At 60.6% G+C, this 15,148-nt stretch carries 13 protein-coding genes; 2 read left to right on the forward strand and 11 right to left on the reverse strand.

Annotation, left to right across the window (positions count from 1 at the left end):
* Positions 1-59: 59 nt before the first annotated feature.
* Both FHW37_RS12465 and FHW37_RS12470 read right to left on the reverse strand, forming a co-directional pair.
* Positions 60-944, reverse strand: a complete 885-nt coding sequence (locus FHW37_RS12465) for a helix-turn-helix domain-containing protein (RefSeq protein WP_145636717.1) — start codon at positions 942-944, stop codon at positions 60-62.
* Positions 945-1,061: 117 nt separating this feature from the next.
* The gene (locus tag FHW37_RS12470) at positions 1,062-2,774 is read right to left on the reverse strand and encodes an ABC transporter ATP-binding protein (protein ID WP_145636720.1); all 1,713 of its coding nucleotides are present in this window, start codon (positions 2,772-2,774) and stop codon (positions 1,062-1,064) included.
* A gap of 412 nt (positions 2,775-3,186) precedes the next feature.
* Here FHW37_RS12470 and FHW37_RS12475 point away from each other — a divergent pair, with 412 nt between their 5' ends.
* Positions 3,187-3,963, forward strand: a complete 777-nt coding sequence (locus tag FHW37_RS12475) for a siderophore-interacting protein (protein WP_145636723.1) — start codon at positions 3,187-3,189, stop codon at positions 3,961-3,963.
* 54 nt (positions 3,964-4,017) lie between these two features.
* Here FHW37_RS12475 and FHW37_RS12480 read toward each other — a convergent pair whose 3' ends face one another.
* The 9 genes from FHW37_RS12480 to FHW37_RS12520 all read right to left on the reverse strand — a co-directional run bounded on the left by FHW37_RS12480 (position 4,018) and on the right by FHW37_RS12520 (position 13,347).
* A complete protein-coding gene (locus tag FHW37_RS12480) occupies positions 4,018-5,451 on the reverse strand; it encodes an aldehyde dehydrogenase family protein (protein ID WP_145636726.1) in 1,434 nt (477 codons plus the stop codon).
* A 61-nt stretch (positions 5,452-5,512) separates the two neighbouring features.
* Entirely contained in the window at positions 5,513-6,310 is a 798-nt protein-coding gene (locus tag FHW37_RS12485; RefSeq protein ID WP_145636729.1) for an NAD-dependent epimerase/dehydratase family protein, read from the reverse strand.
* Positions 6,311-6,527: 217 nt separating this feature from the next.
* A complete protein-coding gene (locus tag FHW37_RS12490) occupies positions 6,528-8,027 on the reverse strand; it encodes an HAL/PAL/TAL family ammonia-lyase (protein ID WP_145636731.1) in 1,500 nt (499 codons plus the stop codon).
* Complete coding sequence (locus FHW37_RS12495; RefSeq protein ID WP_145636734.1) at positions 8,024-8,800, reverse strand: ABC transporter ATP-binding protein; 777 nt, start codon at positions 8,798-8,800, stop codon at positions 8,024-8,026. Before FHW37_RS12495 ends, FHW37_RS12490 begins: the two co-directional genes overlap by 4 nt.
* Positions 8,801-8,815: 15 nt before the next feature.
* The gene (locus tag FHW37_RS12500) at positions 8,816-9,520 is read right to left on the reverse strand and encodes an ABC transporter permease (RefSeq protein WP_145636737.1); all 705 of its coding nucleotides are present in this window, start codon (positions 9,518-9,520) and stop codon (positions 8,816-8,818) included.
* Positions 9,521-9,525: 5 nt separating this feature from the next.
* Entirely contained in the window at positions 9,526-10,251 is a 726-nt protein-coding gene (locus FHW37_RS12505) for an ABC transporter permease (RefSeq protein ID WP_145636739.1), read from the reverse strand.
* 97 nt (positions 10,252-10,348) lie between these two features.
* Entirely contained in the window at positions 10,349-11,188 is an 840-nt protein-coding gene (locus FHW37_RS12510; protein WP_145636742.1) for a transporter substrate-binding domain-containing protein, read from the reverse strand.
* Positions 11,189-11,410: 222 nt separating this feature from the next.
* A complete protein-coding gene (locus tag FHW37_RS12515; RefSeq protein ID WP_348642840.1) occupies positions 11,411-12,226 on the reverse strand; it encodes a phosphate/phosphite/phosphonate ABC transporter substrate-binding protein in 816 nt (271 codons plus the stop codon).
* 68 nt (positions 12,227-12,294) lie between these two features.
* Entirely contained in the window at positions 12,295-13,347 is a 1,053-nt protein-coding gene (locus tag FHW37_RS12520; RefSeq protein WP_246690752.1) for a polysaccharide pyruvyl transferase family protein, read from the reverse strand.
* Positions 13,348-13,570: 223 nt separating this feature from the next.
* Between FHW37_RS12520 and FHW37_RS12525 the strand changes: the two genes are divergently transcribed.
* Positions 13,571-15,085, forward strand: a complete 1,515-nt coding sequence (locus tag FHW37_RS12525) for a PLP-dependent aminotransferase family protein (protein ID WP_145636748.1) — start codon at positions 13,571-13,573, stop codon at positions 15,083-15,085.
* Positions 15,086-15,148 lie beyond the last annotated feature (63 nt).

Raw genomic sequence — 15,148 nt, forward strand, 5'->3', positions numbered from 1 at the left:
TCGACAAGTTTTGGAACGGGTGCGTCTTTTATGCGTCAATCATCAAACATGACGCAAAATCAGCTACGCTGCGCCTTTTTCCACTGCGATGGCGCAACGCCCATATGCTTGCGGAAGACGCGCGTGAAATGCGCGTGATCGGCAAACCCCGCCTCGGCGGCCACGACCGTCAGCGGCTCATCGGAGGTAAGCAAGAGCTGCTTGGCACGATTGAGCCGCGCCTTCATCTGCCATTCGTGCGGCGCCATGCCGGTCGAGGCCTTGAACGAATGGCTGAAATGCGATTGCGACAGGCCGGTCACCTGTGCCAGTTCCTGCAGACGAATGCCGCGCAGGCAGTTTTCCTCGATGAACTGGGTGACCCGCTTCAGCTGCCAGGGGGCGAGCGCCCCGCGCTTGCGCTGCTCTGATTTGACGATCTTCAAGACATCGACCAGAAGCGCGATCGCAAGCCCATCGCCATACAAATCGTGCAGCGGCTCGGGATTGGCGATCTCGGCGGCGATCAACTCGGCAAGCGACATGATCCGCGGATCGGAGAACAGAAGCTGTGGCTCCTTCAACCGCTGCGGATCGATCTCCTCCTGCAGCCGCCGACGCACCGTATCGGCATCGAAATGGATGTCGAGGTGACGGATCGACTGGACACCGTTGATATCGAGCCAGAGATCCATGTCAGCGGGAATATAGGAGATCGGGCTTTCACGCCGGTCCTTCTGAGCGCCACCGGCTTTCGGCGACACTTTGACCGTCGGCCGTCCCTCGCCGCGATGGTCGAGCAGGATGAACAGGCGCGGATCCTGCGCCACATAATGGCCGCCGGCATAGGAGGCGCATTCGACATCCCAGAGATCGGCGGTAATGCCATTCCAGTAGCGACGGCGCAGGCCGCCGACGACGGAAAAGCCCTCGATCTGATTGCTCATTCGCGGCTGGAAACTCATGTCGCGCTTTGATCCCGAAAAACTAGTATCTTATTATCAAGTTTAATTCGGGTCTTCAATCCCCGGCCTGCACGACCTGTGCAAACCGCCCTTCCCCGGTCCCGCGTTTCGTTATCCTCAACCGTGCTGTGCCGTATGCAGCCTGTTATAGAGGCCGCGACCGGCCATCAGGTCCTGATGGGTTCCCTGCTCGGCAATACCGCTTTCATCGATGACGACAATCCGATCTGCGCCCTGAATGGTGGCAAGACGATGGGCGATGACCAGCGTCGTGCGGCCGACGGCAAGTTCCGACAGCGACCGCTGGATCGCCCGTTCGGTCTCGGTATCGAGCGCCGAGGTTGCCTCGTCGAGGATCAGGATCGGCGGATTCTTGAGGAACATGCGGGCGATCGCCACACGCTGCTTCTGGCCGCCCGAAAGTTTGACGCCACGCTCGCCGATCACGGTATCAAGGCCATCGGGCAGACGCGCCAGCATGTCCTCCAGACGCGCCCGCTTGGCTGCCTCCACGATATCAGCCTCGCTCGCGCCAAGCCGGCCATAGGCGATGTTCTCGCGGATCGTGCCGCCGAACAGGAAAACGTCCTGCTGCACGATGCCGATCTGCTGGCGGAGCGACCGCTGCGTCATCTTGCGGATATCGATGCCATCGATGGAGATCCGGCCGCTATCGACCTCGTAGAAACGCGGCAGAAGCGAGCAGAGCGTCGTCTTGCCCGCCCCCGACGGGCCAACAAATGCAATCGTCTCACCGGCCCGAATGGTCAGATCGACATGCGAAAAGACCGGCTTGTCAGGCGTATAACCGAAGGTGACGTCCTTGTAGACGATATCCCCCTTGAGGCTGCCGACTTCAACGGCGTCAGGCGCATCGGCGATATCCGGGGCCGTGTCGATCAGTTCGAGGAAACGGCGGAAACCGGCCATGCCCTTCGGATAGGTCTCGATGACCGAATTGATCTTTTCCACCGGGCGGAAGAAGACGCTGACCAGAAGCAGGAAGCCGATAAAACCGCCGGCCGTCAGCTGGCCGCTCAGGACGAAATAGGCGCCGGCGACCATGACGATCATCTGTGTCAGGCGCATGCTCATATAGCTGAACGAGGTACTGGCCGCCATGATGCGATAGGCTTCCAGTTTGACGCGGCGATAGTTCTGGTTGTCGCTTTCGAACAGCGCCTGTTCATGCGCCTCGTTGGCAAAAGCCTGCACGACCCGCATGCCGCCGACATTTTCCTCGATCCGCGTGTTGAAATCGCCGACCCGCATGAACAGCCGGTGGAAATTTGCGGTCATCCGGCTGCCGTAACGGCTGGTCGCCCAGGCGGTCAGTGGCACGACGATCGCAGTGATCACGGCAAGCTGCCAATTGACGGAAAACATCAGAATGAGTGCGCCGGCAAAGGTCATCAGCGCGATGAACAGATCTTCCGGACCATGATGGGCAACCTCGCCGATCTCTTCCAGATCCTTGGTCAGTTTTCCGACCAGAACGCCGGTCTTCTGGTTGTCGAAATACCGGAAGGACAGTTTTTGCATATGATTGAAGGCTGCCCGGCGCATATCGGTCTCGATATTAATGCCGAGCATATGTCCCCAATAGGTGACGACCGCCATCAGCCCCGTATTGACGATATAGACGACAAAAAGGGCCGCGGAGGCGAGCAGGATCAGCAGCCATTCCTGGGACAGGAGCAGCCGGTCGACGAACAGTTTTACCGCCATCGGAAAACCGAGTTCCAACAGGCCCGACAGGATCGCGCAGAAAAAATCCACGAGGAAAAGCGTGCGATAGGGACGGTAATAGGAAAAGAAGCGCGACAGCATGAAAACCTGCAGAGGAAATGATCGGGCAGCGAATGCGGCAAAAGCCAAACATGAGGCGCCCCCTCATATTCGAAGAGCGGACAGCAGGAATAGTGCTTAAATGCCGCGCAACGCAACTTTACGACGGTCCGACTGGCAGTTCAGCCGCAAAACATGCCCGGATTGCAGGGCTATTCGCCATCCAGTCGCCTTTTCTTCGGTATCTCAAGCTCACGAAAAGATGACTATAAAAATCATCTTTCTCTTGCTCCGGGCGTGATCCTACCCTAGCTAGACCGGTATTGTTGCAGCATATGCTCCGGCACGTAAGCGTTAACGTCACTCAACGCGCTTGATCGATCGGGCGATCCGGTTTCGGTCTGCGCGGTCGCGTCCCGCAGGTCGGCACCTCTTGCCTCCGGAAAGGACAAAGATGAACGACATCTCCAGCACACAGAATGACACCGGCTCTCCGGTTCCAAACATCCAGCGTGTTCGCCACGAGCTGAAACGCCGCGAGCTGACCGTCGAGACCGTGGAAAACGTCACGCCCAACATGCTGCGCATCACGCTGACGAGCGACGACCTTGCTGATTTCATCAGCGCGGCACCGGACGACCACGTCAAGCTTTTCCTCGCGGTCGAGAACGGCGAACCGGAACGGCGCGATTACACGCCACGCCGTTACGACACCGAAGCACGCCGCCTCGTTCTCGATTTCGCCGTCCATGAAGCGGGACCGGCCACCCAATGGGCGCTGGAAGCCCGGCCCGGTACGTCACTTACCATCGGCGGCCCGCGTGGTTCGGCTGTTATTAGCGGTGTGAAGCGCTGGATCCTGATCGGCGACGAAACCGCTTTGCCCGCCATCGGAAGACGCATCGAGGAAGCCGGCGCCGATGAGACGATCGCAGTCGTCGCGGCGATCGAAGGCCCTGCGGAAGAGCAGCGTTTCGACACCAAGGCAGCGCTCGCCATCAGCTGGGTCCATCGCCCGCTGTCTTCGGCAACCGATGCCGCACCGATCATCGCCGCACTCGACGCGATCGAGCTGACGCCGGACACATTCGTCTGGATCGCCGCCGAGGGCTCCGTCGCCCGCGCCGTGCGCACCCATCTGGTCGAAAAGCGCGGTCATAAGCTGTCCTGGCTCAAGGCCGCCGGCTACTGGGCTAAGGGCAAGGCCGATAGCCACGAGACGATCGAATAGTCTTAAAGCCGGAGATGGCGGCGTTTCCGCCGCCATCCCGAAATTTTCAAACCGTTACGGCAGCGTATAAGCCGTCTTCACGACGGTAAAGAACTCCGCCGCATATTTGCCCTGCTCACGCGGACCGAAGGACGAAGCCTTGCGGCCGCCGAACGGAACGTGGAAATCGACGCCAGCGGTCGGCAGGTTTACCATCACCATGCCGGCTTCCGAATTGCGCTTGAAATGCGAGGCATATTTCAGGCTCGTCGTGGCAATACCGGCCGACAGACCGAAAGGCGTGTCATTGGCGATCACCAAGGCTTCATCATAGTCCTTGGCGCGGATGACGCTGACGACCGGCCCAAAAATCTCCTCGCGGGAAATGCGCATGTCGTTATTGGCTTCGGTGAACAGGGTCGGCTGCAGATAGAAACCGGGCGTATCACGCTTGACCAGCTCGCCGCCGAAGGCAAGCTTGGCGCCCTCCTTCTGACCGATCTCGATATAATCGGTATCCTGCTTCAGCTGCCGCTCGTCGACGACAGGTCCGATATGCGTGCCGGCCTTCAAGGCGTCGTCGACATTCAGCGTCTTCAGCTTTTCCGTCAGTGCCGCAACAAACTTGTCATGGATGCCTTCGGTGACGATCAGACGCGACGAGGCGGTGCAACGCTGGCCGGTCGAGAAGAAACCGGAATTGGCCGCCGCCTCGACAGCGACCGACAGATCGGCATCGTCGAGCACGATCATCGGATTCTTGCCGCCCATTTCCAGCTGGAATTTGCGATTGTGTTCGATCGAGGCGAGCGCCACGCGCTTGCCGGTGCCGGTCGAGCCCGTGAAGGTGATGCCCGAAAGATCCTTGCTGTCGAGCATGGCCTGACCGACGACAGAGCCGCGGCCCATCACGAGGTTCAGCACGCCCTTCGGCAGACCGGCACGGTGAAGGATGTCGACGATCGCCCAGGCGCAGCCCGGAACCAGTTCGGCCGGCTTGAACACGACCGTATTGCCGTAGCAGAGCGCCGGGGCGATCTTCCAGGCCGGAATGGCGATCGGAAAGTTCCAGGGCGTGATGATACCGACGACGCCGATCGGCTCGCGGGTGATATCGACGGTGATGCCCGGACGTGCGGACGGCACGATCTCACCGGTAAGGCGCAGCGCTTCACCTGCAAAAAAGTCAAAGATCTGGGCGGCGCGGGTCACTTCGCCGATCGCCTCGGGCAGGATCTTACCCTCTTCGCGGGCGAGCAGTTTTCCGAGCTCTTCCTTGCGGGCAAGAATTTCGTCCGCGGTCTTTTTCAGGATCGCATGGCGTTCGAGAATGCCGGAACGCGCCCAGGCCGGAAATGCGGCCTTGGCGGCAGCAATCGCCGCCTTGGTGTCCTCGGCATTGCCGGTGGCGTAAAGCCCGACGACATCGCCGGTATTGGAAGGACTGATATTTTCGCTCGCCTCTGCGCCAACCCATTCGCCGGCGATCAGGTTCTGGTAGATCGTCATTGTCAAACTCCTCGGTTCTCCCCCGCCTCAACCGTGGGAGATAAGACATGAAATACCGCGATCAGGCGTCGTTGGGATGACCGGCCGTGGTGAAGGCACCGCCCTGATAGATCACCGCGGGATCCGACGGATTGTCGCGTGCAGATGCTTCTACTTCAGCGCGCCATTTTGCGGAAGTATCCTGCGGGCTCCAGCCGAGAAAACCGGCCTTGCTATTGTCCCACCACTGCTCGTCATTGGCCGAAGCGCCATAAACGACCGTATGCTGGAGCCGCGGCGTCACAAAGGCGCGGCCGCAGAGCGAAACGAAATCGCGGGCGCTGAGCCAGGTGGCAAGCATGCGCGTGTTCATCGGCTTTTCGAAACAGGAGCCGATCCGGATCGACAGCGTCTCCTGACCAAACTTGTCCCAATACATGCTGGCAATTGCCTCGCCGAACACCTTCGAGACCCCATAGATCGAATCGGGTTTTGGCGCGACCGTGTTGTCGAGATGTTCGTCGCGACGATAATACCCGACGACATGATTGGAGCTGGCAAACACGATGCGCGGCTTGCCGTGACGGCGCGCGGCTTCATAGAGATTGTGGACGCCGACGATATTGCCCTGCAGGATCAGATCGAAGGGACGCTCGACCGAAACGCCGCCGAGATGAATGATGCCATCGACACCTTCCACCATTTTCGACACGCCTGCCGCATCGGCGAGATCACATTGGACGAAGCTTTCCGTCGCACCTGCATCCGTGATTTCGGCAAGGTCGGACAAAACGACCTCTTCGGCGAGCGTGCCCAAGAGCGGCCGGATAGCACGACCCACGCCACCGGCAGCGCCGGTCAGCAACAATCTTTTCAGCATTTATCCTCCCTAGGATGCCCGGATACCCGTCAAGGCACCTCATCATACATGATGGCTAAGCTTATACTATAAGGTGACCATGGAAGGTCAATAAGCTTTGCTGGGGATTCCACCCAATTGCCGCAAGCTATCGGCGCCATTGCGGCGCTTGGCGCTGCAAAGGCAGAATATCACATCATATAAGTGGATTGATCCGGGTGCTGGATGTTTGCTTGGATCAGTCGGAAGGACTATCCGGAGGCGTGGTCGTGGCGATCAGCTGCCGCAGGGCTTCCATGTCACACGACAGGGGGCGATCGTCGTCGTAACGGGCTACCCGCGACCGCACGAGATCGCGGACAATTTTTGTGCCCGAGGCCGGCGACAGCGTGTCGCACAGAAAATCCTGCGCCTGCACGGCGGCCATCAGCTCGATCGCCAAAATGTATTCAGCATTGTCGAGGATGGAGAGAAGCTTGTTGGCGGCGGCCGTCGGATGCGCCAGAAAATCCTCCTGCAGTGCCGAGGTCAGGCCACCATCTGTGGCCGCAGGCGCCGCCAGCCGCCGGTTGTCGTTGACAAGCGCCGCTGCCGTATACTGGGCGATCATGAAGCCGGAATGGCTGCCGGCATCGCTGGCGAGGAAGGGCGGAAGGCCGCTCACCAGCGGATTGACGAGCCGGTCGATGCGGCGCTCGCTCATCGCCGCGATCTGGGCAATCGCAATCGCCAGACTGTCCGCCGCCTGCCCCAGCGCAGGCGCCACCGCATGCGCCTCCGACCAGACAAGCGGATCTTCGGGTGTTCCCGCCACGGCAGGGTTGTCCGTCACCGAGGCCAGTTCCTGATCGACGATGCGGCCGGTCACATCGAACACATCCCAGGCCGCGCCATGGGCATGCGGTATGGAGCGCAGACTGAGTGCATCCTGCGTCCGCCGCCCGACAGCGGCGGCAATAATGCTGCTTCCCGCCAGACGGTCACGCAGTTTTGCGCCGACCTTGGCAATCCCGGCCGATGACCGCAGCGCCAGAACCGCTTCGTCGAAAGCCGTCATCTGGCAGCCGGCGGCTTCCAGCGTCAGCGCCGCAATCGTATCGGCCCAGTCCAGCAGATTTTCCGCACGCGAAAGCGCGAGCGAAGAAAGCCCGGTTGCGCAGGCCGTGCCGTTGACGAGGCTCAAGCCCTCCTTGGCGACCAGTTCCAGCGGCTGAAGCCCAATCGCGGCCAGCGCTTCGCGGCCGGTGAGCCGATCGCCCTTGACCGTCGCATGCCCCTCACCAATCAGCACCAGAGCCGTATGCGCGTTGTGCGTGAGATAGCCGGCCGATCCCTTCGAAGGCACATCCGGAATGTAATCCTCATTCAGGAACAGAGTGAGATATCGGATCACCTCCGGCCGCACACCGGAATGGCCGTGCGCAAAATTGGCGATCTGCGCGGCAATTACCGCCCGCACTTCTCGCGCACTCAGCAACGGGCCAACGCCGCAGGCATGGCTGAGCACGATATTGCGCGACAGCCTGCTCTGGGCGGCGCGATCGACGACCGTGTCCGAGAGAGCGCCGACCCCCGTCGTGATGCCATAGGCTCGCACACCGCTTTCGACCAGGCCCTCAACGATGCGCCGGGCCTCGGCAATACGCTGCTGTGCGGCCTCGGAAAGCACAAAATTTTCACCGGCGGCGACGCTTGCGATGTCGCGCCACGAAACGGTCTTTTCGATCGATATTGTCACTGCGAATTTCCAAAATGGCCGATGAACTGGCGGAAGGCCGGCGAAGCGCCGCCTCCGAACATCTCGTCGGGCGAACCGCTGCTCTCCACAAGCCCCTCGCGCATGAAAACGACGCGGTTGGAGACATTGCGGGCAAAACTCATCTCATGAGTGACGACCAGCATGGTCATCCCCTCCTCCGCCAGTGCCCGCATGACCCGCAGCACTTCACCGACCAGTTCCGGGTCGAGCGCCGATGTCGGTTCGTCGAACAGCATCACCTTCGGTTTCATCGCAAGCGCACGGGCGATTGCCGCGCGCTGCTGCTGGCCGCCGGAAAGATGGGCCGGATAGGCGTGGCGTTTATCGGCAATGCCGACCTTTTCGAGAAGCGCCTCCGCCTCGGCGATACAATCGGCCTTGGCGCGTTTCAGCACATGCACCGGCCCTTCGATGACATTCTGCAGGATGGTCATGTGGGACCAGAGATTGAACCCCTGGAACACCATGCCGAGTTCGGAGCGGATATGATCCACCTGCTTGCGGCTGGCCGGCCGGCTGACACCGTTTTTGTGGATCATCCGGATCGGTTCGCCATCCACGATGATCTCGCCGTCGCTGGCAATCTCGAGCAGGTTGATGCAGCGCAAAAACGTGGATTTTCCGGAACCCGAAGCGCCGAGCAGCGAAATCACGTCGCCATCGCGCGCGTCGAGCGAAATGCCGCGCAGCACTTCATGCGTGCCAAAACTCTTGCGGATGTTGCGGACGGACAGACGGGTGACATCCGGCATATCAAAAATCTCCGGTCAGGCTTTCAAGGCCGGCGGGATGGCACCGCGATGGCGGGAGAGAGAATATTCGAGCAGGTTCAACGCCTGCAGAATGACGAAGTTGAGGACGAGATAGATGAGCGCTGCGCAGAGAAACACTTCCATCGTCCGGTAGGTCTGCGAGATCAGCCGCTGTGCAACGCCGGTCACTTCCCAGACGGTGACGAGGCTGGCGAGAGCGGTCGATTTCATCATCAGCACGATTTCAGTCGAATAGGCCGGCAGGGCATGGCGGAAGGCGATCGGCGCAATGATACGGCGCACCAGAAGAAAGCCCGACATGCCCACAGACCGCGCCGCCTCGATCTCCTTCGGCGAGACGGCACGAATGCCGCCACGAAAGATTTCCGCCGTATAACCGGCCGTGCAGAGCGCCAGCGAGAGAACGGCGCAGACCACAGGTTCGCGCAGAAACGGCCAGAGGAAGGAATAGCGGATAACGCCGAACTGGCCGAGCCCGTAGAAGATCAAAAACATCTGGATCAGCAGCGGCGATCCGCGGAAGACAAAGATATACCCCTTGGCGAAACCGGCGAGAAACGGATTGCCGCTCACGCGCATGGCGACGATGACGAGCGCCAGAAGCCCGCCGAAAAAGATCGACAGGGAAAACAGCATCAGCGAGGTCGGCACCGCCTTGATCAGCGTCACCATTGTCGAGGAGAGAAAGGCGAAATCCATAGATATCACACCTTTCCGATCGCAGCCGACGGCATGCTACGGTTCGCCTTCCGCTCGGCGCCGTTGAAGACGCGGTCCGACAGGCTGGTCAGCACGAGATAAAGCGCTCCGCCGACAATGTAGAACATGAAATACTGGCGGGTGGAGCCGGCAGCCACCTGGCTCGCGCGCATCAGTTCAACGAGGCCGGTCACAGAGACGAGCGCCGAATCCTTCAGGCTGAGCTGCCAGACATTGCCGAGACCAGGGATCGCCAGCCGCAGGACCTGCGGAATGATGATGCGGCGGAACCGCAAGGCCCGGCTCATGCCGATCGCTGCAGCAGCTTCCAGTTCGCCCTTCGGGATCGCCTGATAGGCGCCGCGAAACACTTCCGCCTGATAGGCGCCGGAAATGATGCCGACGGCGAGCGAACCGGCAACGAAGGACGGCATGCCGAAAAACCCGTCATATCCCATGGACTGGGCAATCGCCGTCAAGCCGGAAGCACCGCCGAAATAGATCAGATAGATGATCAGCAGTTCCGGCACGCCGCGAAATATCGTCGTGTAGACATGTCCGAAAAAACTTAAGGTCCGGCTGCCCGAAAGACGGGCCGATGCGACCAGCGCACCTAAGACGGCACCGATGGCGAGCGCCGTCGCCGTCACAGCAAGCGTCATCAGGGCAGCGACAAGCAGCCAGGCGCCCCAGCCGTTCTGCCCGAAGCCGAGCAATTGCAAGCCTGTCATTCAAACGTCTCCGACACTGCGGCTTCAACAACACCGGAGACCGGCCTGCGCCTGAAAGGCACAAACCGGGCTCCGAGCCTCATCGAAAGACAGCCGCTCATTGCGGGCTGACGTCGACCTTGAACCACTTCATCGACAGGGTTTTTACGGTTCCGTCGGCCAGCGCCGACTTGATCGCCGCGCTAAACTTGTCGCGCAGATCCGTATCGGCCTTGCGGATGCCTAGACCTTCGCCCTCGCCCCAGATCGAACCGGCGATTTCCGGGCCTGTAAAGGCAAGCGCGCCGCCAGCCGATTCGAAGGCGTTGTTGAAGTAGACGGCATCGTCGAAGCCGAGGTCGATACGGCCGTTCTGCAGGTCGAGATCGCGGTCGGCGCCGGTCTTGTATTCGCGGATTTCCGCGACGCTGCCAAAATTGTCATAAACGAACTTGGCATAGACGGTGGCCGCCTGGATGCCGATCGTCTTCCCCTTGAAAGCGGCCTTAAGCGCCTCGATCTCCTTCACGCCGGTCTGTCCAGCGGTCATGGTGATCGTCGCGCCGGTGCCGGCAGCTTTTGCCAGCGGGCTGTCCTTGGCGGTCGCGAATGCGGCCGGCGTTGCGGCATAAGGAACGGTGAAATCGATGACCTGCTTGCGTTCGTCGGTGATCGACAGCGCATCCATGATGACGTCGAACTTGCCGGCATTCAGCGCCGGGATCATGCCGTCCCAGTCGGAGGCGACGAGCTTGCATTCGATCTTGGCGCGCTCGCACAGGATTTTTGCAAGCTCCGGTTCGAAACCGCCGAGTGAACCATCGGCATTCGTCATGTTCCACGGCGCATAGGCGCCTTCGAGCGTGATCGTGGCGCTCTTCCAGTCCTTGGCAAGCGCCGGCGAGGCGACGGCGGCAAGCGCGACCGAAGCGGACAAGGCAAAAACTTTGAAATTCATGATCCCAATTCTCCTCTGGGGTTCTGCAATATCATCGCAGCTGCCGATCTGACGCCGGCTTGCCCGCCATTCCGGCCCCGAAAACCGGGAGCTTGAGAACAGGCGGTGGAGCAACAATATGAGACATTATGGGATATGCAAGCGACATCCGCCGCTTTGGAAGGCGGCTTGAAATGGCGCAAAAAGAATAGGCAGATTTTTGGTATCGACCGCCAGCCGACGTCAGGCCAGCTCGGGATAACCCAGCGCCGCCGCCTGTCTTTCCAGATCGAGCAGCGCCTCGTAATCGGCATCTGACAACACTTCGAAACCGACAAGCGCCAGCGTATCACGAACGTCGGCAAGCGCCGGTTCGGACAGTGCCGCAAACAGCGCGGCACGCAACACGGCAACGTCATCGTCGCTGGTCGAGATGGCCGTGATCATCGCAAGCCCCGGCCCGGAAGGAGTTTCATCCAGAACCGTTACCCTGTCCAGAAGCTGCGGCGCAAAGCGATTGAGATGGCCGAAGGTGACGCAGTCGATTGCCGCGCAATCCGCCCTGCCCTCGGAAACCGCGGCAATGCTTGCCACATGCGCGCCGGCCTCGAACACGCGATCGAAGAATTTCTGGCCGTTCGCAAAGGGCGCGATTGCGGCACGAAACACGTTCGTCCCGGAATTGCTCTCAAAACTGTTCACCGCAGCGACGCGGCCGCGAAGGTCGGCCAACGAGGTATAACCCGCATCCTTGCGCATGATGATCAAACTGCGCGTATTCGGCCCGTCGCATCCGCGATAGGAATAACAGGGTGTCGCGATCAGCCGAACCCGATCGCGGAAGGTGGCAGCATAAGGATGGCCGCAGATCTGCGACAGGAGAAGATCGGGCCTTGCCCAGGCATGGTCATAAGCAACGCTCCGGTCGATCATGTCAGGAACGTCGGCAAGCCCTGCCTGACGAAGATAATCGCGAATGAAGGCCCAGAACGCGTCGGTCGCCTCTTCCACGGGTTTCGGCGCGACATACATGGCAAGGCTGGCGAGACGCAATTTCACTCTCCGCTCGGCAAAGGCTTCTCTGGGGCTTCGTCTGAAAAGATCCCGGGCGACAGCGCCCGAGCCGCTTATTTCTTCTTGTCGGACCGTCTCAGCTCGGCAACGTCGTGCTGCAGGATCAGGCCGGTCAGAACCGGATGTTCCCAGATCGTCTCGCCTGGCCTCGCCGAGATCGGATTGTAATCGACCGGGAAGGCATCGATCAGCGCCTGCTCGTCGATCGTCTTCGGCTTCCAGGCCGCATCCACTGCCGCCATCAAGGCGTGCCAGTCGGTCTTTTCGGTGGCCGACTGGCCGTAGATCGGCAGGCTCGACATGCCGAGGCCACGATAAAGATCGATGACGCGCAGATCGATCGGCGAACCATCTGCGAGCGAGCGGTCCTGCAATCCGTTGTTCTGAACCGGGTGGCCGAAATGCAGGCACGGAATGCCATAGCTTTCCGCAAACACCATGCCATGCAAGCTGGTGGAAACCAGCCGTTCGCAGGCCAGCATCTCGTCGATATTCTCGCCGATCGCGCCGACGCGGATATCGCTCACCGTGTTGATGATATGGATATCGTCCTTCAGCTCATCGGGAATGTGATACCGAACGAGCTCTTCGCGCACATGCGCTTCCGTCGCGCGGTCCGACAGTTCGGACAGATGCACGATCACGCCGAGCTTCCACTTCTTCTCGATCTTCGGCGCATAGAAGCGCGGCAGCAGCCAGACTGGGTCGCCGTAAATACCAACGGTGCCCTCGGCCTTGCCTGTCAGAAGTTTTTCGGAAACCGGACCGCGCGTCGCATGCACGATGAAATTCCAGTCCGGCTCGATGACGAAGGGCTTGCGCTCCTCCGCTGCCGCAGACGGATTGGACCAGGGCGAAGAACCAGTGCCCCAGAAATGCACCTCACCGCCGGAAAAGCCGTGACCAACCGTACCGACGCAGCCCATGCGCAGCGACTGCGACTTGGTCGGCACGCGCCGCACGTCCAAACCGGACATCAGCGCCACCATGACCGGGCTCAGCGCATCACCGATATTCAGGTAATCCATGGTGGTCGTGGAACCTGCCCATGCCAGCGGCACATAACCGTTCTGACGCGAGAAATTAGCCAGGGAATTGTTCTTCATGGGATTCGCTATGGTCCGCCAATGGTTTGGATCTGGGCGCATATCTGCCGGCCGCACGAGTAAGGTTTTGGGCTCGGCAATGTCAAGCGAAGGTTGCCGAAGTAGCGGACAAATGAAGAGATGCGCATCAACTGCTGTTACCAGCCGCAGACAAGGCCCATGGACTTTCAGGTGTATTCGGTAAACTTTACCCGCATGGCCCGGTTCTTGCTTCGAAAAGACCATGACGATCTCCCAGCGAAACCTTCCCTTTCAGGCCGAACCTGCCTGGCGCCGCGTCTTTCGCGATCTCGATCGTGACGGGCAGGCGCTGAATATCCAGGTGCGGCGCATGATCGTCGAGGCCGTTGAAACCGGCGTATTGTTGGCGGATGCGCGCCTGCCGTCAACGCGGGACCTGGCGCTTTATCTCGGCATCGGCCGCAACACCGTGACTGCCGTCTACCAGCAACTGATCGACGAAGGCCTGCTTGCCTCGCGCAACAGAAGCGGAATCTATGTCGCTGCCGCGATAAAGCCCGCCACGGTCGAGAAGACAGCCAGGCCGCCCGCCGATTGGTCGTCGCGATTTGCGATCGAACCATCCCGGTTGTCTCAGATCGTCAAACCGAAGGACTGGCGCAGCTACCCCTACCCTTTTCTCTCGGGCCAATACGATCCCGGCCTGTTCCCGACCAACAACTGGCGCGAGGCGGTGCGCGCCACGTCCAGCGTCCAGGAAATTCAGGTCTGGGCCGCCGACATGATCGATGACGATGATCCGGACCTGATCGAACAGCTCAGGATCCAGGTCCTGCCGCGCCGGGGCATCTTTGCGCATCCGGGCGAGGTCATGGTGACGGTCGGCTCGCAGCAGGCGCTGTCCATGCTCGTTCAGCTTCTGGTTAGCCGCGATACGGCAGCCGGCATGGAGGATCCCGGTTATCCCGACCTGCGCAACATGCTGAAGCTTGCCACCGACCGGCCGGTCTATCTCGCCAGCGACCACCATGGCGTCATTCCCGATGCGAGCTTCGCCGGATGCAAGACGGTTTTCGTCACACCCGGCCACCAATGCCCCACGACCCTTGTCATGCCGCAATCCCGGCGCCAGTCGCTGCTCGATGCCGCCACGTGCCAGGACGTTCTTATCGTCGAGGATGATTACGATGCCGACCTTTCGATCGAAAACGACAGCACCATTCCGTCCCTGAAAAGCCTCGATCGCGAAGACCGGGTCATCTATGTCGGCAGCTTTTCCAAGGTTCTGGCCCCCGGGCTGCGCATCGGCTATGTGGTCGCGCCAAAACAGGTGATCGACGAACTGCGCGTTCTGCGTCGCCTGATGCTGCGGCATCCGCCGACCAACAACCAGCGTTCGCTCGCCACCTTCATCGCGCTCGGCCACTATCGCCAGCATCTCGCCCGCGCCGGCACCACCATTCTCGAGCGCGCCCAGCTGATGGCAAAGATCCTGCCGGAGGTCATGCCCTCCTGCCGCTTCCGGCGTGACGATGGCGCAACCAGTTTCTGGATCGAGGGACCGGCGCACCTCGATTGCCGCGTCCTAGTCGAGAGCGCCCGCGCACAGGGCGTGCTGATCGAGATGGGCAATATCTTCTTTTCCGGCACCGACCGGGGCCAGAACTTTTTCCGCATCGGTTTTGCCTCGATCGCCACAAACCGTATCGAGGCGGGTCTGATCAGGCTCGGCGCCCTCGTCGAAGACCTTTGCAGGACAAACGGCACGCGCGCTTAAAGCTCGGCCGGTGGGAACCAGATGCGACTTTCGAGGGAGCCAGAAGCGCAAACCGAAGTCCCA

The sequence above is a fragment of the Neorhizobium alkalisoli genome (assembly GCF_007829835.1).
Classification (GTDB): Bacteria; Pseudomonadota; Alphaproteobacteria; order Rhizobiales; family Rhizobiaceae; genus Neorhizobium.